This window comes from Neptuniibacter sp. QD48_55 (genome assembly GCF_047778115.1).
GTDB lineage: Bacteria > Pseudomonadota > Gammaproteobacteria > Pseudomonadales > Balneatricaceae > Neptuniibacter.
In genome coordinates, this window is record NZ_CP180555.1 from 3,248,499 (window position 1) to 3,269,957 (window position 21,459).

Below are 21,459 nucleotides of genomic sequence, written 5' to 3' on the forward strand. Positions count from 1 at the left end.
CAATTGTCTTAAGTTACTTACGGATAAAGCTATATTACAAAACCAAGAAAGGGGATGGAAAATTATGAAAGTATGGAAGCCAAAAGAAAGCAATACACCAATTAGAGATAATTAAGGGGATACACATTCATGTATATCCCCTTCCTCTATAAATGCATTCCGTTTTAGAGCTTAAGGAGTATCTGTAACAACAAAATCCTTTCCTGATGTCACATCCGCTGTCACTGGACTTAGTGAGAAATCATACTCCAATGGTGCAAAGTCAAACGAAACAACAGCACCAGATACAACCGAAGGAGTCACAGTACCGTTCCAAGAGTAATCAACAAAACAGCTATAGCCAAGAATTTGATCAGCCAACACTTCTAACTCACATTGCTGCGCAAAATCGGGCAATGGATCAACCCCAACCTCAATTGTGGATAATAATCCCTCAGCTCCTGAAGCAACCGACGACACGTCCAACTGTCCGGATATTTCATAGGCTAGATTAACATAACCCAGCACTTTTTCTTCATCGGGTATAGTGACGGTTACTCCATCTGTGTATGAATAATCATCTGTACTAAGGCTCGGATAACCTGCTGGCACATTATTCAATGCCGTCAGAAAGTCACTACAATCTTTATTACCATTGGTATTAATTACCAAAAAATGTTGGTTTAAGAGATTTCCTGAAGTGTTTAAAAGAGATGATTGAGTATCCTCTACATTAGTATCAACTTCAGAATACATATAGTAATAACCTAATCCTGGCGCTGCGTTCGACGCCGCTAGGTAGGGTCCTGGCCCATTAGTCGTAGTAAAACGAACAAGGCCTGATTGACCAATAACATCTGAAGATTGAATGGTTCCAGATACAGTCGCTGGATCAATACCATAGTATTTATACTCTCGCGGTGATATACAAGCGCCAGGTTTGTTAGAGCCCTGAGCGTCTGGTAACAATAATGCGATTGTTCCGTACCAGCCCTCTCCGAATAGACATGTATAGCCGATATCACTGCCTAATTCATATACAGCGCAGCCACCACCTTCAGAGGTTAATACGTTAGGCGATGCCTCTAAATCTTCATAAGAAACCGAGACACTACTATCCACATATATATTGCCTTTAATAGAAAAAATTGGGCTTGATAAATCAACTAATTCAATGACAGTAACGACTTGGTCACATCCGGCATCACCATTGATACATTCATCATCAGTAATCTTGATACCATACTTATTATCAGCAAGTTCAATCCAATCACCTACAGATTTAGTCGCATCATGCACTTCATCTGATGTTTCTCTGGCCGTAGCAACGGCTGAACCTGAAGGCCTTTCAAAACTACCTATACTCTCATCAGTACCTGTACCTGCTTGATCGCTAGAGTCAAATGACGATTTTGGATCATTCCAAACCAAACGAGAATTCAGGGATACAGACTCCGCATTTCCAAGTGAATCAGTCCATGTAACATCAACGCCTAACATATAATGCGTTTGAAATGATGCTGCCGCAGTCGAGGCTAATGAATAAGAAACTGTATAAGCTGTGTTGCCCACAGTAACATTCGTGGATTCAGGATAAGATGCCAATGCCAAGCTAGCATAGCTATTTTCTAAAATTACGACTCTCTCTTGCTCAAGTTTCTGCTCTGCTAATTTAACTGCAACAGCACGAGCCTTAGAGTTCCCACTTTCAGTGACTAACTCACTTTGAAAAAGCGCTGCCCCAATAAGACCTATTGCTACAATAACAAATGCAAGCAAAGCCTCAATTAGTGTAAAACCTTTTTCATAACGATTTTGATACATATTAACCACCTTTCCTCAATCCCTCGAGAGCTTACTCAATGACCCTTACCAATCCTTCCAGCTCCCACGTATAACTTCCTTTGTATTAATTTGATCTAGATTATCAACCACTTCCTGATCGTAATAAACGTTAGCTGTACCATTACCCATGTCTAATTCACCTTCAGAAACAATGCCACCAAAGATGTCCACAGTGCCATTTACTCTATCAACATTTCTCGCAATAATAAGTCCGTAAACATCTGGCCCTCCACTCATCCTTAAATCACCATCGACAACAAGGATTACAGGATTAGCTGAACTACCAATCGTTCCTCCAGTAAGCCGAGCATCATTCAAATGTATTAATTGCCCTTCAATGTCAGAAGCATCGGCATCCCGCAACTCATTACCGGTCATGCTCAAACTGGCAGAGGCAACCAGCTCATCTAAAGTCCGCCCGAAGAAATTTTGAGTAAACTCATCTGCAGTAACATTGGCCATATTGGTATCACCATCAATCACATCAGGCCCAGTTGTGTTTTTTGTCGTGCTTTGTATATATTCAATATCGTCTATGTCATTTCCTGTCGCAGTTAAATGCCTTGAAAGATCATCAACCGTACCATCCCATGTATCACCGGAAAACCCTGTCCAATCTGGATCCCTGATATAAGTATCCGCAGACCCCCAAGAAGTAATGTCATCACCCGCCCAAATGTTTAAATTGGTAAAACCATTAAAAACATTCATATTACCTGAAACATTCACATATCCACGTGCGACGATAGGGAGGTCGGGAGGGTTAGGGAGAAGAGGTAATTCCCCGATAAGAACACTGATAGAACGATTGATCAGCCCATCATCGCTGCGACCAACTGAATCAATCTGAATTAAAGACATATCTGCGTCACTACTGGCATCAGATAGCAAGACCGTAAAACCAACTCCGTCACCCCAGCTAACGGTTGCCCCCGAAACACTAAGATCTAAGACAGAGTTATTATCTTGATCGACCCCTACTCGAGAATAAGCTATTGCGTAATCAATACCAGCCTGGGCAGCATGAAATGCCTGCTTTGCACGATATTCATTTGCAACAATTTTCTTTTCAGTGATGACTGTTTCAGACGTAAAAAAGGACACACCTAGAACAATAACAACCATGACTAGAGCCAGAACTAATGTAGCTGCCCCTTTTTGGCGACCTATTCTATTATCTATATGATTATTTATTTTAATCTGCATAGAAGTCATTCCGAATTTTAACTGATTCCTGAACCGTTTTAGTCCAATCAGTATCATTTATAACGGATGCAGTAATCGTTATATCTATTTCCCTTACGGAACCAACTGCATTAGTACCTACATTAGAAGGGCAAGCTGCGCTGGCTTCATTAACAATACATAAAGAACTATCGGTTATAGACATCGCATTTACTGACATAAAGTTCTCATCAGAAAGCCTTTCCCATGTTCCTGTAGAGCAGGATGTCATACTAGTTCCTGACGTTTTCACCCAAATAGACGATGCTGAAAACCGCACCCCACTATGCTCATTTGTACCAATAAGACCATCCCCATCGACATCATAGTTATAAAGAGCACAAGATGCGCTGACTAAGTTAAAATCTTCACCCATATCATCATAAGGTGAGGATAATGCCCCACTCTGAACCCAATGCCCCGCTCGTCTAATATCATCAGCTATAATCGTTGTTATTGCCGCGAGCTCCTGATTTAGACGAGCACTGTAAACCACATCCCTACTACTTTTAAATGCGATGATAAATGTGTAAATCGCTCCAGATACAACTATAAGTCCAACAACCAAACCGATCATTAGTTCGATTAATGTGACACCTGCTTGCTTGGAAGGCACCTCTTGAAACGTTTTCATTATGGGCATCCTGCATAAATGTCCAAGGTATCTGAGCACAAACGTACTCGACCAATGGTGCTCAAAACCACTTTCGCATCACCATATCCGGGATAATTCAAAGTAATTGTCCCGTTTTCCATAGAAGTAGATCTCGGCGACAGAAAACCTGAATCATCACTTGTTAAATTCGTTGATAACTCAACGCTTGGGTAATCGCTGCCTGTAACATATCTAGCCGGTGCAGAATTGATGGTGCACAAAGCAAGAGAGGCCGCAGAAGAGCAATCACATGCAGCGGTATCACTTATACCCATGCACCAACCTGCAGCACCTGTACCTTTAAAAGCAATATAGATATCAGAACCATTAGAGATAGACTCGCTACGCGCATATTGAATATGCCCGTAAACTTTTTCCGCAGCTCCGGTCAGCTCAACCCGTTCTTGAAAATCATTTAAACTAGGTGCAGCAAGGGAAATTAGTATTGCCAATACAGCGAGCGTTACCATCAACTCTATTAGAGTAAAGCCTTTATATTTATGCAGCTTATTCATCTATCTTTCCCAACAGTCCGCATCAGCAAACCCACTCCCATAAACAGGTCCATTCTGCGTGATGCGAAACGAACCACATGCATCATTAGTTTGAACACCTGTCGGAGCTGCGGTAACGGTATAAGAACTAGCCCCTGTACTGCTGATAGTAATATTATAGTAACCTTCCCTTGAAGTAGAACCGTATGCTAATGATGCTGCCGTTGCATAAGCCACATTATTTGCTCTCCATTTTTCTTGTTCTAATCTGATATCAGCAAGGCTCGCCATAGCATCACCACGCCTCGCCTTCTCCACGAATGACTGATAAGCCGGATAAGCGATAGACGCAAGAATAGCGACAACAGCTACTACAATCATCAGTTCAATTAAAGAAAACCCTGATTGAAGGTTTTGATTTCCTTTCATTTTTTTCATTCCTAAATACGCACCGAGTATGCAGTTTAACGATTAATAGCAAAGTCTATAATTGAGACCAAAACACAACATCTCATTTTAAAGTGAGTAACTAAATTTTTACTAGAAAGACAACAACAAATCCTAATTTAAGATTAGTCGTTTAAGGGAACATACGCCATAGGTAGATTTTTCGGGGGTCTCAAGTAAGAATAGCTTAAGATAGGACAAATACAAAAAACCCGAATTAAAAAATTCGGGCTCTTAATATCATCTTAGCTAACTTGAAGAATTTCTACCTGAAAATCTAGCCTCTTCCCTGCCAGCGGATGATTAAAATCAACCGAAACCATCTTATCATCAAACTCAGCTATCACACCGGGAAGTTCGCCATTACCAGCATCCGCGAATGAAATAACCAAACCTTGTTCTAATTCCATGCCCTCAAACTGACTGCGAGGGATATTCTGCACATTGCTTGGGTTACTCATCCCAAAGCCATTTTCAGGCAGAATTTTAAGAGTTTGTTTCGCCCCTTCTTCCAAGCCGAACAATGCTTTTTCAAAACCTTCCAACAAATTACCATCACCCACAGTAAATGTCGCGGGTTCAGCCTCAAAATTGGAATCAATTATTTGACCGTCTTCCAGTTTAATTGCGAAGTGCAGCGTAACGGTTTTACCCGGACCGATCAATTTACTCATTGTGAACTCTCTTCAGATGATTTTCGCTTCCCTTCCAGAAATAACATATCCAGAATCAGAATAATCGCTCCAATCGTGATAGCGGTATCCGCAATATTAAAAGCGGGGAAGTAATAATTCTGATAATGCAGGGAGATGAAATCAATCACATACCCTTGTACCGCCCGATCATATAGATTACCTAAAGCACCGCCCAATACGAGGGACAGAGCTAGACCTAACCACCAATAGATACGAGGCGTACGCTTTAGCCAGATCACCAGTACAACGCTCACGACTACAGCAATTGCTACAAAGAACCAACGCTGCCAGCCACCTGCGTCTGACAAGAAGCTAAAAGCAGCGCCAGTGTTGAACAACAGCGTTAGGTCGAACATTGGCAGTACAGGATTAGGATCTGCATACTTTAAATTAGTTACCGCTAAGTATTTACTACCTAAATCCAGTACAACCACCAGCAGCGAGAGCACACCCCAGATAAGGCAGCTTCGCACTGGTTGTGTTTGTTGTTCAGTGCTCTGTGTCATTAAGCAAAGCTACGGCTTTCACCGGTACCTTTAACGTTATCAACACAACGACCACACAGCTCAGGATCGTCAGAGTCCTGACCTACATCTTCACGGAAGTGCCAGCAACGTGGACACTTATCGGCAGCACTTTTAGCCACGCTAACTTTAAGCCCTTCAAGCTCCGTATCAGCAGCATCTTGTGCATCCGCTAATGGCGCTACAACCGCTTTTGAAGTGATCAAAACGAAACGTAGCTCGTCTTCTAGTTTACCTAGTAGTGCCTGCAGAGTGTCATCGCAATACAAAGTCACTTCTGCTTCTAAGCTACCGCCGATGTTGCCATCGCTACGCTCAGTTTCTAACTGCTTATTAACCGCAGTTTTCACTGCCATTACCTTTTCCCAGTAGGCAGAATCAAATGCACTATCTGCAGGTAGTTTCGTTAGACCCTGATACCAAGTATCCAAATGAACAGACTGAGTACGTTCGCCAGCCAAAGTTGCCCAGATTTCATCTGCAGTAAAACTACAGATTGGCGCAATCCAGCGAACCAATGCTTCAACAATATGGTACAACGCAGTCTGAGCAGAACGACGCGCATGCGAATCAGTCGCAGCCGTGTATTGACGGTCTTTGATGATATCTAGGTAGAAACCACCCATATCCTGAGAACAGAAGTGAGATACTTTCTGGAATACTTGTAGGAATTCATATTGGTTGAAGTGCTCGATTAGCTCTTCTTGCAAACGCGCTGCACGATCTACTGCCCAAGCATCCAACGCTACCATTTCTTCTGGTTTAACCATGTGCTGGGCAGGATCAAAACCGCTTAGGTTAGCCAAGAAGAAACGTGCTGTGTTACGAATACGGCGGTAAGCATCCGCGGCGCGCTTCAAGATATCGTCAGAACAGGTCATCTCACCGCTGTAATCAGTAGAAGCAACCCATAGACGCAAGATATCTGCGCCGTATTTGTTCATTACTTCCTGAGGCGATACAACGTTACCAACTGACTTAGACATCTTGCGGCCTTGACCATCAACGGTAAAGCCGTGCGTTAGCACCTGTTTGTATGGCGCTTTGCCTTTGATAGCAATCGCAGTTTTCAAAGAAGACTGGAACCAACCACGGTGCTGATCCGAACCTTCAAGGTACATATCAGCGGGGTATTCCAAGTTGTCACGCTGATCAACGACAGAATAGTGCGTCACACCCGAATCAAACCAAACATCCAACGTATCAGTTACTTTTTCGTACTGATCAGCTTCGTCGCCCAATACTTCAGCAGCATCCAGATCGAACCATGCATCCATACCCACTTTTTCAACACGCACAGCAACCTGTTCGATTAGTTCTGGCGTATTCGGGTGTAGTTGCTGAGTTTCTTTGTGGATAAACAGTGCAATTGGCACACCCCAAGTGCGTTGACGGGACACACACCAATCAGGGCTCTGCTCGACCATCGCTTCAATTCGGTTTTGACCCCAGCCTGGGAACCACTCAACACCTTTGATCGCTTCTAGGGCATCTTTCTTCAGACCCTTCTCTTCCATGCTTACAAACCACTGAGGTGTTGCACGGTAGATCAATGGCGTTTTGGTACGCCAGCAGTGTGGGTAGCTGTGCTGGAACTTGTGCTCCAAAACAAGCTTGTTGTTCTCCGTTAGCAGTGCAACGACTTTATCGTCCACTTTATAAACGTGTTCGCCAGCAAATACGCCTGCACCTTCACCTAGAACACCCGAAGCGTTCACTAGGTTCATTGTGCCGATACCGTATTTACGACCAACCTCAAAGTCTTCCACACCATGGTCTGGTGCTGTGTGAACGGCACCTGTACCCGCATCAAGGGTTACGTGATCGCCTAGGATCACAGGAACTGTACGCTCGTAGAACGGGTGCTGTAGTTCAAATTTTTCTAGTGCTTGGCCCTGACAACGACCAACGATGCTGTACTCTTCAACACCGTAACGCTTCATAGCATCTTCAACTAAGCCTTCCGCTAGAAGAATACGCTCTGCACCTAAACCTAGATCTAGCTGAACAAGCACGTAGTCTAGCTCGCCACCTAGCGATACCGCTTGGTTAGATGGCAGTGTCCAAGGCGTTGTTGTCCAGATAACTACCGATGCTTCGCCTTCACCTTCAAGACCCTCAAATTTCGCAAGGAAACCGTCCTGATCAACCGGAGTGAAACGTACATCGATCGCTGTAGAAGTCTTGTCCTGATATTCCACTTCAGCTTCAGCTAGGGCAGAACCACCCACAACACTCCAGTAAACTGGCTTAAAGCCTTTCACTAGGTGGCCATTTTCAACGATTTTGCCCAAAGCACGAATGATGTTGGCTTCAGTATCAAAATTCATTGTTAGGTATGGATTATCCCAATCACCTAGAACACCTAAGCGGATAAAGTCTTTCTTCTGGCCTTCAACCTGTCGTGCAGCGTAGTCACGGCACTTTTTACGGAAGTCTTTGTGAGACAGTTTCACGCCCGCTTTGCCGTGCTTAGTCTCAACCTTATGTTCGATTGGCAGACCATGGCAGTCCCAACCCGGCACATAAGGAGCGTCAAATCCGCTCATTGTTTTGGATTTGATAATAATGTCTTTCAGAATCTTATTAACCGAGTGACCAATGTGAATATCACCGTTTGCGTATGGAGGGCCATCGTGCAAAGTGAACTTATCGCGGCCAGCACTGACTTCACGAATTTTCTGGTACAGATCCATCTTCTGCCAACCCTGTAGCATTTTCGGCTCACGCTGAGCCAAATTGCCACGCATTGGGAAGGCTGTTTCCGGAAGGTTCAATGTTGCTTTGTAATCGGTCATGGTTATAAGTTCCGAATTAACTACGGGTGCGGTCAAAGTAAGCCCGCACATCTTCAATATCTGCAAAAATTTGTTTTTTAAGCGCATCGATATCTGAGAATTTACGCTCATCACGAACAAACTGCTTAAACTCGACAGTTAGCAACTGTCCATAAATATCTTTATCAAAATCAAACAGGTGTGCTTCAAGCACCGGCTGCTGACCACAAACGGTTGGGCGTATACCAACGTTACATACACCCTGAGCAGTAAAGTTTGGGCCTTTAACTTCTACCGCATAAACCCCGCGCAAAGGGCAAGCATAACGATGCATACGTACATTTGCCGTTGGCACTCCAAGCTGGCGGCCCAGTTTTTGGCCATGCATCACACGCCCTGAAACGGCGTAAGGACGACCTAGCAAAGCAGCTGAAGCTTCAAGATCATTCTGCTGCAACACGCTACGAATACGTGTACTGCTGACACGCTCATCAGCATTTAAAAACGTTTGTGTATTCACCACTGTAAAATCATGACGTTCGCCTGCATCACACAACATGTTGTAATCACCTGAACGATCACAACCAAAACGAAAATCATCACCAACGACAAAATGCTTCACCGCTAAACCATGCAGTAATAGCTCTTGTACAAACTGCTCCGCCGTCATCGCACGTAGACGGTCGTTAAAATTTAGGCAAAGATGGCGATCGATACCCTCTGCCTGCAACAATCTGTACTTTTCGCCAAAACGGGTTAAGCGCGGTGGTGCTTTATCACCTGCAAAGAACTCTTGAGGCTGAGGCTCAAAGGTAATCACAACGGAAGGCAGGTTTAGCTCCTTCGCTTTTGCCTTTACCTGAGCAAGCACCTGTCGATGGCCTAAATGCACGCCATCAAAATTGCCGATAGTTGCGACACAACCTCGGTGTTTTTCGCGCAGGTTATGTAATCCGCGAATTAGTTCCATCAGGTACTCTTGCTACTGCCAAAAATAAACGCGGCATTATAGCTCAGATAATATCCAACCTGTACTACTGAGACCCGCTGTAAGCAACAGAATGCAAAATAAACTTAATTATGCTTCAAATGACGCACTCTCAAGCCTGCAAAAGCCAACACAACAGCATAAACAGCCCCGCCAGTAACCACCAAAATCGCCATTTGAGAGATTCGCACCCACAGATCCATCTGTAGCCACTCGTCAACTGAACCCATCAACTGGATGATGACAATAGCCATCGCCACATTAGCCGCCAACATTCGTAGTAATTGCACGACCCAACCCGAAGACCAGCTAAACACGCCCGATTTAATCAACCCATACAACAACAAACCAGCATTCATAAACGCCGACATCGCTGTCGCAGCGGCCAAACCAACATGCGCAAACGGTCCAATAAGGATCAAGTTAAACACCATATTCGCCACAGCAGCTTGAATACCGATTTTCACTGGCGTTTTGGTGTCTTGGCGAGAGAAATAGCCCGTAGCCAAAACCTTAATCAGCATAAAGGCGAGCAAACCACAGGCATAAGCACGCAAACTAGCCGCAGCCATAAAGACATCACGATCGGTTAAAGCGCCATAGTGGAACAAGGTGATCAACAACGGTTCAGCCAACACAAACAACGCTACCGCCGCCGGTATACCGATAAACATCACCATCTGCATTGCCCAATTCAAAGTAGACGAAAACGCCTCTCTAGATTGAGTTGTATGCTTACGCGACAAGCTAGGCAGAATGACCGTCGCAATGGCGATTCCAAACACACCCAAAGGCAGCTCTGCCAGGCGATCTGAGTAATACAACCAAGAGACACTGCCGGTTTGCAGAAACGATGCCAACACCGTATCCAAAAGCAGGTTGATTTGAGTAACAGACACCCCAAACAACGCCGGAATCATCAGCGTCATGATGCGGCGAACACCTGGATCATTCCATCCCCAGACGGGTTTAGGCAAAAGATGAATGCGCGCCAGAAACGGCAACTGGAAAACCAACTGCACCACCCCGGCAATCATGACACCCCAAGCCAAAGCCAAGATAGGTGGATCGAACAACGGACTTAGGAAGATCGCAGAACAGATCAAACTGATATTAAGCAGCACAGGCGTGAACGCAGGAACAGCAAAACGCTCATAACTATTCAGGATAGAACCGGCAAACGCAGTCAACGAGATCAATAGCAGATACGGAAATGTAATCCTCAGCATCTCTGCTGCCAGTGCAAATTTCCCCTCATCCCCCATATAAAAACCTGGGGCAAACATAGCGGTTAACATGGGCGCTGCCACCACCGCCAAGACGGTGATTGCGATTAAAATACTACCGAGCGTACCCGAAACATAATTAACAAGCTGCTGCACTGCTTTTAGATCTTTTTGGGTACGATATTCAGATAGAACAGGCACGAATGCTTGAGCAAACGCCCCCTCAGCAAATAATCTGCGAAGAAAGTTCGGAATTTTAAACGCGACGAAGAAGGCATCTGCACTACCACTGGCACCAAAATAATTGGCAACCACAACATCTCGCGCTAAACCTAGCACTCGCGAAAGCATGGTCATCACACCAACCACGGCACTTGATCGCAGTAATCCCGCTGATTTTTTTGCTTCCGTTTCCTGCTTTGACACCGCTTCCGCCTATAATTTCATGAATAACACTCAAGAGAATGGGAATATTACTGCTTCAACAAGAAAATTTCTGCAGTTTTATTGACAGATAGCTCTCAAATATGAATAATCTCGCCTCTAATTTTCGGCGTATACCAATAAGCCGATATTTTACTAACTAATTTTAAGGAGCCGGACTGTGGCAAATTCCGCAGGATCTCGTAAACGTGCTCGACAGGCAGAGAAGCGTCGCCAGCATAACGCTAGCCTGCGTTCCATGGTACGTACCTACATCAAGAAAGTTGTTGCTGCTGTAGAAGCAGGCGAAAAAGCTGCTGCACAGGAAGCATTCCAAGCTGCACAGCCAGTTCTAGATGGTTCAGTGTCTAAAGGCATCTTCCACAAGAACAAAATCGCACGCACTAAAAGCCGTCTGAACAAGCAGATTGCTGCTCTTTAATTAGAGCCAAGCGTAAAAAAAACCGGCTTATGCCGGTTTTTTTGTGCCTAAATTTAGCCCCTCAATTAAGAGAGGACTAAATTATCTCGATGCACCAACTCTTCTTCACCCATAAAACCAAGAATTGATTCAATTTCACCACTAGGCTTACCGATAATTTTTTGCGCATCCCCAACACCGTAGTTCACCAAACCACGCGCAACGATACGACCAAACTCGTCACTGATGATAACCATCTCTCCTCGAGAAAAGTCACCACTCACACTACGAACACCCGCTGGCAATAGACTCTTACCACGCTCACGCAGCGCCTTAACCGCACCCGCATCAAGCATAAGATTCCCACGCGCCTGTAAATGACCTGCAATCCACTGCTTACGCGCCACCATCGGCCCTTTTTCAGGCACCAACAGCGTACCTATATCTTCCGCCTCTCTTAAACGCAGAAGAACATCATCTTCACGACCACTCGCAATAACGGTCACAGCCCCAGAACGCGCCGCTAATTTAGCCGCACGCACTTTAGTGGCCATACCACCACGACCCAACTTACCACCGTCACCTGCCATCGCCTCGAGCGCTTCGTCACCCGCTCTCGCTTCGGAAATCAAAGTCGCCTCAGGATCATGACGCGGATCCGCCGTGAACAGCCCTTTTTGGTCGGTCAGCAGGATTAGAGCGTCAGCTTGAACCAAGTTAGCCACCAACGCCCCCAGCGTGTCGTTATCACCAAAACGAATCTCTTTAGTGACAACCGTATCGTTCTCGTTAACAACCGGAACAACACCCAACTCAAGCAACTCTTTTAAAGTCGCCTGAGCATTAAGATAACGCTTACGATTTGAGTGATCTTCATGCGTCAGAAGAATCTGTGCCGTATGAGTATTATGGCGCTGAAAGTTAGTTTCATAGGCCTGCACAAGACCCATCTGTCCAACGGCAGCAGCCGCCTGCAGCTTTGAGATCTCATGCGGTCGCGAATCCCACCCTAGGCGAGTCATACCTTCCGCAACCGAACCCGAGGAAACCAACACAACCTCAAGCCCAGACGCTTTTAGAGCAGCAATTTGATCTACCCAGCGACTAATCGCATCTAAATCCAGACCCTCACCATCATTTGTGAGTAGCGCACTGCCAATCTTTACCACCCAACGCTTCGCACGCTTGAGCTTTTCCCTACCTACAGCCACTTAAAAACTCCTAACACCGTCTGCAGTAGCAACAATCACATCAATTGCTATTCACGAACATATTCAACTTCAACGTCGTAATCATCATCGTCAAAGTCGTCATCATCCAAATCATCACCTTCGCGACGCGCACGCATATCTGCACGCATCTGCTCAATACGCTCTCGAGCCTCAGCATCAACCTGCTCGCGGATCTGCTGCTCCTGCTCAAGAATAGAAGGATCTTCCTCAATCGCCTCTAGACGATGATCCAAGAACGCCTGAATATCACGCATCATGTCATCAGTGCCTTGCTGACTTAGCGCCGAGATACGATAAACCGGACCCTCCCACTGCAACTCATCGATCACAGCCTGACAACGCGCTTCACGCTCCTCTTCCGGGACCATATCCAGCTTATTTAGTACCAACCAACGCGGCTGATCAGCTAGCGTCTGGCTAAACTTCTCCAGCTCACCCACAGCGACTGCTGCCGCCTCCTCAGGAGAAACACCATCCCAAGGCGCCATATCGACAAGATGCAGCAGGATACGGTTACGTGCTAAGTGCTTAAGAAAACGAATACCTAGACCCGCACCCTCTGCAGCACCCTCGATAATTCCTGGAATATCGGCAATTACGAAACTGCGATGCTTTTCGATACGCACTACACCTAAGTTAGGCACAAGCGTAGTAAATGGATAATCGGCCACTTTAGGTTTGGCGGCGGATACTGCTCGAATAAGCGTAGACTTACCCGCATTGGGCAAACCCAACAAACCCACATCCGCCAAAACCTTAAGTTCAAGCTTAAGGTTTCGAGTTTCACCCATAGAGCCTTTAGTTGTCTGGCGCGGAGCACGATTAACACTACTTTTAAATCGCGTATTACCCAAGCCATGAAAACCACCCTGAGCAATCTTCTCAACCTGACCGATCTCAGTCATATCAGCAAGAATCTCATCGGTATCCGTATCGATAATGGTTGTACCAACCGGCACACGCAGCACCTGATCTTCACCTTTAGCACCGGTACAGTTACGACCCATGCCAGACTGACCATTAGCCGCTTTGTAGTGACGCGTGAAACGGTAATCGATCAAAGTATTCAGGTTTTCATCTGCCTCAAAATAAACAGAACCACCATCACCGCCGTCTCCACCATCAGGACCACCTTTGGGGATATACTTTTCACGCCGAAAGCTCATACACCCATTGCCACCCTTACCGGCCTCAACCGTGATGACTGCTTCATCGACAAACTTCATGTTATCCCCCAAAAGTTAAACGTAGGAAACCTACAATTAAGCCCTGAAACACCACAAGACTCAGCGGTAGATCCCCTGAAAAATATTTTAAAAAACTATAAACAAAAAAGCTCCGCCTTGGCGGAGCTTTTTAGAAGCTTAAAACCGTTGCTTACGCATCAACTACAGAGATGTATTGACGCTTCTGCGGGCCTTTAACTTCGAATTTAACAACGCCATCTGCTTTCGCAAATAGAGTATGGTCTTTACCACAGCCTACGTTTGTACCAGCGTGGAATTTAGTACCACGTTGACGAACTAGGATGTTACCTGCAGCAACTACTTGACCACCGTAACGCTTGACACCAAGTCGTTTCGACTCCGAGTCGCGACCGTTCTTAGTAGAACCACCAGCCTTCTTATGAGCCATCTATCTAACTCCTAAACTAGGTTAATATTAGGCAGAAATGCCAGTAATTTTAACTTCAGTGAACCACTGACGGTGGCCCTGACGCTTCATGTGGTGCTTACGACGCTTGAACTTGATGATCTCAACTTTCTTAGCGCGGCCGTGCTGAACAACTTCAGCAGTCACTTTAGCACCGTCAACAACTGGTGCGCCGATTTTGATGTCGTCGCCGTTGCCAACTAGCAGAACACGGTCAAACTCAACGTTTGCGCCCGCTTCAGCCTGCAGTTTTTCCAGTTTAAGGGTTTCACCTTCCTGGACACGGTACTGTTTACCACCGCTTACGATTACTGCGTACATTTTAATCTCCGTTATTTGCCCACCCAGCTACTAGAAAAAGGCCTACTTCTAATGGTTACACCATATGGTAGGGAGCCATTATTGGATGGGTCAGGGCGCGCGATTATATAGCAAACCACCTTTATACACAACAAAGCTTCTTTATTTACATAGCGTAAAACCAGCATTTCTTGACAGAAACTATGCATACACCTAGCATGCGCTATTCTTGATTCCTTTAAGTTAGTAGCAGCCATTACTTATTATGCAGCCTCACCAGTTCAACCCTGTAATAGAACCCCAATTTGAAGCCGTAAACGATTACATCATTAATCACCTTGGCTCTAACGTACCGCTGGTAGAAAAAATTGGCCATTACATCGTTGAAAGCGGCGGCAAACGCCTTCGTCCGTTACTCGTATTACTTGCTGCTAATGCTGCAAATTATCAAGGCGACAAACACATTCCACTAGCTGCGATCATCGAATTTATCCACACAGCCACGTTGCTGCACGATGATGTAGTTGATAATTCTGACCTACGCCGCGGCAAAGATACCGCTAATGCAAAATGGGGTAATGCACCAAGTGTATTAGTCGGCGATTTCCTTTACTCCCGTGCATTTCAGGTATTAGTAGAAATTGGCTCAATGCCGATTATGGAAGTGATTTCCAATGCGACGAACGTTATCGCTGAAGGCGAAGTTCTGCAGCTACTAAACACAAAAAATCCAGATACCACCGAGGAAGCCTACATGCAGGTTATTCTTGGTAAAACCGCTATGCTGTTTGAAGCCGCTACTGAAGCAGGCGCAATCCTTGCCGAAGCCAGCAAAGAAGAGCAAGAAGGCTTACGCTTGTATGGATTACATTTAGGCACTGCCTTCCAACTTATCGACGATGTTATGGATTACTTATCCACAGCAGAAGAGATGGGCAAGAACGTGGGCGATGATCTGGCTGAAGGCAAAGCAACCCTACCACTTATTCATGCAATGCGTGCTGGTAACGAAGAACAACGCAAACTAGTTCGCCAAGCAATTCGCAAAGGTGGTTTAGACGATCTTCAACCGATTATGGATATCGTAAAAGAGACTGGCGCTATCGAATACACCCAAGAGAAAGCTCAAGGTGAAGCAGATAAAGCGATTGCAGCACTTAATGCTCTTCAAGACACATCCTTTAAAGAAACGTTAATTCAAATTGCCAACTTGGCAGTGAAACGTAAAAGCTAAAAGCTTATATCTGTGCACTTAATTACTATAAATTAAGTGCACAGCGAACCCAGATCAGTCACTCAGCAACCAGACGACTTCCTGCCGATCACCATCTACAGCTTCACCTAAACGCTCCACCTTAAAACGCTGACCAAACAAGTTCTTTACCTCTTCGCCAGAAACATTGAACGGTGGTCCTTGCGGGCTATCAAATTCCAAGGTCACCAACAACACTTTCACACCCTTTGGTAACAATTCAATGAGTTTACTAGCATAGTCAGCTCGCATCTCCATTGGCAAAGCCACCAGCGCTGCACGATCATAAACACCTTTAACATCCGATAGACTTTCACTCGTCAATGCAAAGAAATCACCACATAAAAGATTCAGCTTTTCACACGCATGAGAAACAAACAGCTCTGTATCTTCAGTTTTAGCAACTAGATCATTCTCTTTAAAGAAATCCAAACAAGCATTTGAGTTAAGCTCCACACCCAACACATCATGACCACGATCTCTAAGCCAAAGCATATCCTTGCTTTTACCGCACAAAGGGACAAAAACCTTGTCACCAACAGCTAAATCCACCTTTTCCCAATAGGAGACCAAGTAAGCATTAATCTCCATTTGATGGAAACCTATTCGCCCTTCGGACCACTTTTGATGCCAAAAATCATGTTCCATTTCGCCTTTTACACCCTAAGTCGTAAACTTTTTATTCAATAAACCTGACACAGATCGTGCCTAGTGGCATTCAAATCTGTATAATTGCGCGATATTTTGACTTATAAAAACCTGGATAAACAGAAGCTAATGACAAGACCTTCCTCTTTTAATCGCGATGAGCTGCTGTCTTGCGGCCACGGCGAAATGTTTGGACCAGGCAATGCGCGCCTACCAATTGGCAACATGCTAATGATGGATCGCATCCTGGAAATCACCGAAGACGGTGGCGAATTCGGCAAAGGCGAGATTATCGCTGAGTTGGATATCAACCCAGATCTTTGGTTCTTCGGCTGCCATTTTGAGGAAGACCCAGTAATGCCAGGCTGTCTAGGTCTAGACGCTATGTGGCAGATTGTTGGCTTCTTCCTTGGCTGGAAAGGCAACCCAGGCCGCGGTCGTGCATTAGGTGCTGGCGAAGTTAAGTTCTTCGGTCAGGTACTACCGACTGCTAAGAAGGTTACTTACCGAATCCAGCTTAAGCGCGTTATTGAGCGTAAGCTAGTTATGGGCATCGCGGACGGCAGCATGTCCGTTGATGGTCGTGAAATCTACACAGCGAAAGATCTACGTGTAGGTCTATTCACATCTACAGAAGATTTCTGATCTTTTAAGGCCCTGAATTCAGGGCCTTTCTTCTATTTTCCGTCTACTTTTTTACGAATTTAGTGGCAAAACACTACTGATTCACGGAAAATAAGCACCTTAAATTAGAAAAAGAGAGAGAAGCACATGCGTCGCGTTGTTGTTACCGGTATGGGTATCGTTTCTTGTCTGGGTACAGATAAAGAAACCGTTCTGGAATCACTGCAGCAGGGTCGTTCTGGTATTAAATTCCAAGAAGACTATAAAGAGCGCGGTTTCCGTAGCCAGGTAGCCGGCAGCATCGATATCGATTTCTCTGAGCAAATCGACCGTAAATTGCTACGTTTCATGGGTGATGCAGCAGCATACACTTACATTGCAATGAAAGAAGCAATTGCAGATGCAAACCTAGCTGAAGACCAGGTTTCCAACGAGCGCACTGGCCTTATCGTAGGTTCCGGTGGTGCTTCTGCTGACAACATTGTTGAAACTGCCGATATCACTCGCGAGAAAGGCGTTAAGCGCGTAGGTCCATACCGTGTAACTCGCACCATGGGTTCTACTGTTTCAGCTTGTCTAGCGACACCTTTCAAAATCAAAGGTGTTAACTACTCTATTACTTCTGCTTGTGCGACCAGTGCTCACTGTATTGGTAACGCAATGGAACAGATCCAGCTTGGTAAGCAAGACGTAGTATTTGCAGGTGGCGGTGAAGAACTTCACTGGGTACAAACTGCAATGTTTGATGCTATGGGCGCGCTATCTAGCAAATACAACGAAACACCAGAAAAAGCTTCACGTGCATACGATGCAAACCGTGATGGCTTCGTTATCTCTGGCGGTGCTGGCATCCTAGTTATCGAAGAATATGAACATGCTAAAGCTCGTGGCGCTAAGATCTACGCTGAACTAGTTGGTTACGGCGCAACTTCTGATGGCTACGACATGGTTGCTCCTTCAGGCGAAGGCGCTGCTCGCTGCATGAAGCAGGCAATGGCAACTGTAGACGGCAAGATCGATTACATCAACGCACACGGCACTTCTACACCAGCAGGTGACATGCAAGAGCTGAAAGCGATGAAAGAAGCCTTTGGCGATGATATGCCAACGGTTACTTCTACTAAGTCTCTATCTGGCCACTCTCTAGGTGCAGCAGGCGTACAAGAAGCGGTTTACTCTCTGCTAATGCAGGAAAACAACTTCATCGCAGCATCTGCAAACATCGATGAGCTAGATCCAGAAGCAGTAGGCCTACCAATCGCTAGCGAGAAGCAGGAAAACGTAGATCTACAACGCGTTATGTCCAACAGCTTCGGCTTCGGCGGCACTAACTGCACATTGGTATTCGAAAAACTAAAAGACTAATCAGCCTTCTAGATATAAAAAAACCGCCATTCGGCGGTTTTTTTATATTTGAAATTTGGCTTAGGCTATCTCTAGCGCTTTCATATGCTCTTCTAACCAAGCCACCATATCTTCATGGATTTCATCCACAGTACGGCCTTCTACAGGAATTGGCTCGCCCACATGGACTTGTACAGTACCTGGGATCTTCGCAAAGCTTTTGCCTGGCCAATAGAGCCCAGCATCATGAATCATTGGGATCACCGGCACACCCGCACTTAACGCCAGCATCGCTCCGCCTTTGTTAAACTTACCCACTTTACCCACAGGCACTCGCGTACCCTGGGGGAAGATAATCACAGGGATATCATCTTCTAAACGAGATTTGCCCTCTGTTAAAAGCTGCTTAAGTGCGCCACGCCTTTGGCTACGATCGATCGCTATAGGATTCAACAGACCTAGCGCCCATCCAAAGAAAGGAATCTTAAGAAGCTCTTTTTTAAGCACTGTACACTGCGGGCGGACCAAGGTTTGTAAAAACAGCGTCTCCCACTCACTCTGGTGGTTAGCTACAACAACATAAGCACCATCAGTAGGCAGATTTTCACGCCCAGTGATCTTTACACCCACACCACAACACAGTTTTAACCAAAAGATATAAAAGTAGTTAATCAGAGTGACAAATTTAAAGCGCTGCTGGAAATTCAATAGCGGCGAGATAATTAAACTCAGTGTGGCGTGCACAATGGTTAGAGGGTAAAAGCCTAAGTAATAAAACACTGCACGTAGATAGTGCAGTGGATTCGCTTTTTTAGACATGCTTAACCCCCAGTTACCGGCGGGAAGAATGCAACCTCATCACCAGCAGCTACAGCGGCCTTCTCGTCACACATCTCTTGGTTAACAGCCATCAATATAGGCGTATCAACCAGAATCTTTTGCCACTGCTCTCCGTGAAGCTCAACTAGCTGATTTAGCACTGCAGATACATCAGCAGGCTGACTCACTTCGATAGATTCTTCAGCTACACCTAAACGCTCGCGTAAGCTGGCGAAATACACCACTTTAACCATGATTACTTCTCCACCTTCCAGTGACCGCTTTTGCCACCTTTCTTTTCCAATACTTTAACTGCGCTCATAACCATGCCTTTATCCACAGCCTTGCACATATCGTAAATCGTTAAACCCGCAACAGATGCCGCCGTTAGCGCTTCCATCTCTACACCTGTCTGACCTGCTAATTTACAGGTTGCCGTAATCTCAACAACATTACGCTCGGTATTAGGATGAAGATCTACCGCAACTTTACTCAACATCAACGGGTGACAAAGAGGAATAAGATCACTAGTTCGTTTTGCAGCTTGAATACCTGCGATTCGTGCAACCGCTAAAACATCACCCTTTTTATTACCACCTTCCGTAATTAACTTCATGGTGTCAGGCAGCATTTCAACTTCTGCATAGGCAGTCGCTTCACGAAAAGTCACCTGCTTTTCGGAAACATCCACCATGTTAGCGTTTCCCTGGTCATCCAAATGGGTTAAACGACTCATAACTACTCCTGTGTTTGCGTTGCCTGATTTAGAACAGGATTAGCGTACATCTGACGAAGAATATCCTGCGCACCGCCTTCAACACTGTTAATACGCGCTTCTAAACCAGCCTTCTGATCAGCAGTAGCATCATCACTACGACCTGCTGCAATCAGATTAGATGGGTGCAAATAGTAATTTTCATGAATTTGACGATCGATCTCAGCCGCTAGCTCTTCAGGCGTATCGAAGTCAGCATCGATAGGATCACCAAAAGCTACATGCACATGCCCTTTATCACCTGTAATACCTTTCACAATACTTGCGATGTCTTCGTACTGAGACTTTTCATAAACACCATCAGTTGCCTTAGCATGTAGTTCATTCGCTTTTAAGGCATCACATGGGTCATATTCATAAGAGATAGAAACCGGCACAATATTCAGACGCTTAGCCTGCTCAGCAAAACTACGCGATTTTCGATGCGCCATATAAAGCATCTTCAAAATGGCTGGGTCTGTGGCATCATTCCCATCTTTTGCACGGCCTTCTCGCTGTGCTAACCAGATAGAATGACCGCCCAAGATACTGTGATCGATATAAGAAGATAGCTGCGTTAGCGCTTTCATCATTTCACGTCCTGTCGCAGAACGATTCACAATAAAGCTCTTATTCAAACGCATAATGTCAGAAACATAAGGCTTACGAAGCAGGTTATCACCGATCGCAATCCGAACTGTATCCATGCCGTATTGATGGCGAACCCAATTGACGAATGCCGGGTCCATTGCGATATCTCGGTGGTTTGAGATAAACAGGTAGGATTCTTCAGGATCAAGCTCATCTATACCACTACAAGTTAACTTGGTGGTCGAACGGCCAATCATCTTCTTCATATAGTTAGCCACCAGCATCTGAAACTCATAGACACTGTCGATCTCACCAATCTTGGCAGCTAAGGCAATACGAACAAATGGTTTTAACAACCATCCGATACTCGAGGACAATTTAGGAAACTGGTAACGTGTAACAGCGGTCAGGAATTCATCATTGTGAAGAATATTAAGGAGTGCATCCGCTACTTCACTATCGTTGAACGGTCTGATCTCTTTATACGGATCCTGCTGATCTGTCATTCTTTCCTCGAAAGCTCTACTAAAAAGGCCGTTATTTT

23 protein-coding genes are annotated in these 21,459 nt (G+C 45.2%); 4 read left to right on the forward strand and 19 right to left on the reverse strand.

The genetic code is table 11. The annotated features are described in order from the left end of the window. Window positions 1-171 precede the first annotated feature (171 nt). From ACMXYW_RS15220 to murJ, 10 genes are all read right to left on the reverse strand, one after another. Window positions 172-1,803 (reverse strand): type IV pilus modification PilV family protein, encoded by a 1,632-nt coding sequence (locus ACMXYW_RS15220; protein WP_415904611.1) that lies wholly within the window; start codon window positions 1,801-1,803, stop codon window positions 172-174. 45 nt (window positions 1,804-1,848) lie between these two features. Continuing rightward, entirely contained in the window at window positions 1,849-3,030 is a 1,182-nt protein-coding gene (locus ACMXYW_RS15225; RefSeq protein ID WP_415899415.1) for a PilX N-terminal domain-containing pilus assembly protein, read from the reverse strand. Beyond that, window positions 3,020-3,682 carry a PilW family protein gene (locus ACMXYW_RS15230; RefSeq protein ID WP_415899416.1) on the reverse strand — a complete coding sequence of 221 codons (663 nt, stop codon included), beginning with the start codon at window positions 3,680-3,682 and terminating at the stop codon, window positions 3,020-3,022. Before ACMXYW_RS15230 ends, ACMXYW_RS15225 begins: the two co-directional genes overlap by 11 nt. Next, window positions 3,682-4,218: a GspH/FimT family pseudopilin gene (locus tag ACMXYW_RS15235; RefSeq protein WP_415904612.1), complete on the reverse strand. Its 537-nt coding sequence runs from the start codon at window positions 4,216-4,218 to the stop codon at window positions 3,682-3,684. The genes ACMXYW_RS15230 and ACMXYW_RS15235 overlap by 1 nt, the downstream gene beginning before the upstream one ends. Then, window positions 4,219-4,626: a type IV pilin protein gene (locus ACMXYW_RS15240; protein WP_415899418.1), complete on the reverse strand. Its 408-nt coding sequence runs from the start codon at window positions 4,624-4,626 to the stop codon at window positions 4,219-4,221. A 263-nt stretch (window positions 4,627-4,889) separates the two neighbouring features. After that, window positions 4,890-5,318: an FKBP-type peptidyl-prolyl cis-trans isomerase gene (locus ACMXYW_RS15245; RefSeq protein ID WP_415899419.1), complete on the reverse strand. Its 429-nt coding sequence runs from the start codon at window positions 5,316-5,318 to the stop codon at window positions 4,890-4,892. Further along, window positions 5,315-5,845, reverse strand: coding sequence for a signal peptidase II (lspA, locus tag ACMXYW_RS15250; protein WP_415904613.1), 531 nt, complete (start codon window positions 5,843-5,845; stop codon window positions 5,315-5,317). Before lspA ends, ACMXYW_RS15245 begins: the two co-directional genes overlap by 4 nt. Further along, entirely contained in the window at window positions 5,845-8,661 is a 2,817-nt protein-coding gene (ileS, locus tag ACMXYW_RS15255; protein ID WP_415904614.1) for an isoleucine--tRNA ligase, read from the reverse strand. Before ileS ends, lspA begins: the two co-directional genes overlap by 1 nt. A 16-nt stretch (window positions 8,662-8,677) precedes the next feature. Beyond that, window positions 8,678-9,610: a bifunctional riboflavin kinase/FAD synthetase gene (gene ribF / locus ACMXYW_RS15260; protein ID WP_415904615.1), complete on the reverse strand. Its 933-nt coding sequence runs from the start codon at window positions 9,608-9,610 to the stop codon at window positions 8,678-8,680. Window positions 9,611-9,714: 104 nt separating this feature from the next. Continuing rightward, window positions 9,715-11,211: a murein biosynthesis integral membrane protein MurJ gene (gene murJ, locus ACMXYW_RS15265; RefSeq protein ID WP_415905894.1), complete on the reverse strand. Its 1,497-nt coding sequence runs from the start codon at window positions 11,209-11,211 to the stop codon at window positions 9,715-9,717. A gap of 247 nt (window positions 11,212-11,458) precedes the next feature. Between murJ and rpsT the strand changes: the two genes are divergently transcribed. Then, complete coding sequence (gene rpsT, locus ACMXYW_RS15270; RefSeq protein WP_415882698.1) at window positions 11,459-11,719, forward strand: 30S ribosomal protein S20; 261 nt, start codon at window positions 11,459-11,461, stop codon at window positions 11,717-11,719. 65 nt (window positions 11,720-11,784) lie between these two features. On the opposite strand, the gene proB is transcribed toward rpsT, so the two are convergent. The 4 genes from proB to rplU form a co-directional block, all read right to left on the reverse strand. Further along, complete coding sequence (gene proB, locus ACMXYW_RS15275) at window positions 11,785-12,909, reverse strand: glutamate 5-kinase (RefSeq protein WP_415899423.1); 1,125 nt, start codon at window positions 12,907-12,909, stop codon at window positions 11,785-11,787. Window positions 12,910-12,956: 47 nt separating this feature from the next. Next, window positions 12,957-14,156, reverse strand: a complete 1,200-nt coding sequence (gene cgtA, locus ACMXYW_RS15280; RefSeq protein ID WP_415904616.1) for an Obg family GTPase CgtA — start codon at window positions 14,154-14,156, stop codon at window positions 12,957-12,959. Window positions 14,157-14,307: 151 nt separating this feature from the next. After that, a complete protein-coding gene (gene rpmA / locus ACMXYW_RS15285; protein ID WP_415882701.1) occupies window positions 14,308-14,565 on the reverse strand; it encodes a 50S ribosomal protein L27 in 258 nt (85 codons plus the stop codon). A gap of 27 nt (window positions 14,566-14,592) precedes the next feature. Continuing rightward, complete coding sequence (rplU, locus tag ACMXYW_RS15290; protein WP_286240327.1) at window positions 14,593-14,904, reverse strand: 50S ribosomal protein L21; 312 nt, start codon at window positions 14,902-14,904, stop codon at window positions 14,593-14,595. 244 nt (window positions 14,905-15,148) lie between these two features. Between rplU and ispB the strand changes: the two genes are divergently transcribed. Beyond that, window positions 15,149-16,117 (forward strand): octaprenyl diphosphate synthase, encoded by a 969-nt coding sequence (gene ispB, locus ACMXYW_RS15295; protein ID WP_415899425.1) that lies wholly within the window; start codon window positions 15,149-15,151, stop codon window positions 16,115-16,117. A 54-nt stretch (window positions 16,118-16,171) separates the two neighbouring features. Here ispB and ACMXYW_RS15300 read toward each other — a convergent pair whose 3' ends face one another. Further along, on the reverse strand, window positions 16,172-16,783 hold the full coding sequence (locus tag ACMXYW_RS15300; RefSeq protein ID WP_415904617.1) for a thiopurine S-methyltransferase: 612 nt from the start codon (window positions 16,781-16,783) through the stop codon (window positions 16,172-16,174). A 129-nt stretch (window positions 16,784-16,912) separates the two neighbouring features. Between ACMXYW_RS15300 and fabA the strand changes: the two genes are divergently transcribed. Then, on the forward strand, window positions 16,913-17,428 hold the full coding sequence (gene fabA, locus ACMXYW_RS15305) for a 3-hydroxyacyl-[acyl-carrier-protein] dehydratase FabA (RefSeq protein WP_415899428.1): 516 nt from the start codon (window positions 16,913-16,915) through the stop codon (window positions 17,426-17,428). A 126-nt stretch (window positions 17,429-17,554) separates the two neighbouring features. Next, window positions 17,555-18,772 carry a beta-ketoacyl-ACP synthase I gene (gene fabB, locus ACMXYW_RS15310; protein ID WP_415904618.1) on the forward strand — a complete coding sequence of 406 codons (1,218 nt, stop codon included), beginning with the start codon at window positions 17,555-17,557 and terminating at the stop codon, window positions 18,770-18,772. Window positions 18,773-18,832: 60 nt separating this feature from the next. Here fabB and ACMXYW_RS15315 read toward each other — a convergent pair whose 3' ends face one another. Genes ACMXYW_RS15315 through ACMXYW_RS15330 form a run of 4 tightly spaced genes read right to left on the reverse strand, consistent with a single transcriptional unit; the run spans window position 18,833 to window position 21,421 of the window. Then, window positions 18,833-19,570 carry a lysophospholipid acyltransferase family protein gene (locus ACMXYW_RS15315; protein WP_415904619.1) on the reverse strand — a complete coding sequence of 246 codons (738 nt, stop codon included), beginning with the start codon at window positions 19,568-19,570 and terminating at the stop codon, window positions 18,833-18,835. A 2-nt stretch (window positions 19,571-19,572) separates the two neighbouring features. Then, window positions 19,573-19,824 carry a molybdopterin converting factor subunit 1 gene (gene moaD, locus ACMXYW_RS15320; RefSeq protein WP_415882707.1) on the reverse strand — a complete coding sequence of 84 codons (252 nt, stop codon included), beginning with the start codon at window positions 19,822-19,824 and terminating at the stop codon, window positions 19,573-19,575. A 2-nt stretch (window positions 19,825-19,826) separates the two neighbouring features. Then, window positions 19,827-20,306 carry a cyclic pyranopterin monophosphate synthase MoaC gene (gene moaC, locus ACMXYW_RS15325; protein ID WP_415882708.1) on the reverse strand — a complete coding sequence of 160 codons (480 nt, stop codon included), beginning with the start codon at window positions 20,304-20,306 and terminating at the stop codon, window positions 19,827-19,829. Between the two features lie 2 nt (window positions 20,307-20,308). After that, entirely contained in the window at window positions 20,309-21,421 is a 1,113-nt protein-coding gene (locus tag ACMXYW_RS15330) for a 1-acyl-sn-glycerol-3-phosphate acyltransferase (protein WP_415897108.1), read from the reverse strand. Between the last annotated feature and the right edge of the window lie 38 nt (window positions 21,422-21,459).

Coding starts and splice junctions, on each gene's coding strand:
- ACMXYW_RS15220 (WP_415904611.1), bottom strand. CDS start 1,803: ATGTATCAAAATCGTTATGAAAAAGGTTTTACACTAATTGAGGCTTTG.
- ACMXYW_RS15225 (WP_415899415.1), bottom strand. CDS start 3,030: ATGCAGATTAAAATAAATAATCATATAGATAATAGAATAGGTCGCCAA.
- ACMXYW_RS15230 (WP_415899416.1), bottom strand. CDS start 3,682: ATGAAAACGTTTCAAGAGGTGCCTTCCAAGCAAGCAGGTGTCACATTA.
- ACMXYW_RS15235 (WP_415904612.1), bottom strand. CDS start 4,218: ATGAATAAGCTGCATAAATATAAAGGCTTTACTCTAATAGAGTTGATG.
- ACMXYW_RS15240 (WP_415899418.1), bottom strand. CDS start 4,626: ATGAAAGGAAATCAAAACCTTCAATCAGGGTTTTCTTTAATTGAACTG.
- ACMXYW_RS15245 (WP_415899419.1), bottom strand. CDS start 5,318: ATGAGTAAATTGATCGGTCCGGGTAAAACCGTTACGCTGCACTTCGCA.
- lspA (WP_415904613.1), bottom strand. CDS start 5,845: ATGACACAGAGCACTGAACAACAAACACAACCAGTGCGAAGCTGCCTT.
- ileS (WP_415904614.1), bottom strand. CDS start 8,661: ATGACCGATTACAAAGCAACATTGAACCTTCCGGAAACAGCCTTCCCA.
- ribF (WP_415904615.1), bottom strand. CDS start 9,610: ATGGAACTAATTCGCGGATTACATAACCTGCGCGAAAAACACCGAGGT.
- murJ (WP_415905894.1), bottom strand. CDS start 11,211: ATGACCATGCTTTCGCGAGTGCTAGGTTTAGCGCGAGATGTTGTGGTT.
- cgtA (WP_415904616.1), bottom strand. CDS start 14,156: ATGAAGTTTGTCGATGAAGCAGTCATCACGGTTGAGGCCGGTAAGGGT.
- rpmA (WP_415882701.1), bottom strand. CDS start 14,565: ATGGCTCATAAGAAGGCTGGTGGTTCTACTAAGAACGGTCGCGACTCG.
- rplU (WP_286240327.1), bottom strand. CDS start 14,904: ATGTACGCAGTAATCGTAAGCGGTGGTAAACAGTACCGTGTCCAGGAA.
- ispB (WP_415899425.1), top strand. CDS start 15,149: ATGCAGCCTCACCAGTTCAACCCTGTAATAGAACCCCAATTTGAAGCC.
- ACMXYW_RS15300 (WP_415904617.1), bottom strand. CDS start 16,783: ATGGAACATGATTTTTGGCATCAAAAGTGGTCCGAAGGGCGAATAGGT.
- fabA (WP_415899428.1), top strand. CDS start 16,913: ATGACAAGACCTTCCTCTTTTAATCGCGATGAGCTGCTGTCTTGCGGC.
- fabB (WP_415904618.1), top strand. CDS start 17,555: ATGCGTCGCGTTGTTGTTACCGGTATGGGTATCGTTTCTTGTCTGGGT.
- ACMXYW_RS15315 (WP_415904619.1), bottom strand. CDS start 19,570: ATGTCTAAAAAAGCGAATCCACTGCACTATCTACGTGCAGTGTTTTAT.
- moaD (WP_415882707.1), bottom strand. CDS start 19,824: ATGGTTAAAGTGGTGTATTTCGCCAGCTTACGCGAGCGTTTAGGTGTA.
- moaC (WP_415882708.1), bottom strand. CDS start 20,306: ATGAGTCGTTTAACCCATTTGGATGACCAGGGAAACGCTAACATGGTG.
- ACMXYW_RS15330 (WP_415897108.1), bottom strand. CDS start 21,421: ATGACAGATCAGCAGGATCCGTATAAAGAGATCAGACCGTTCAACGAT.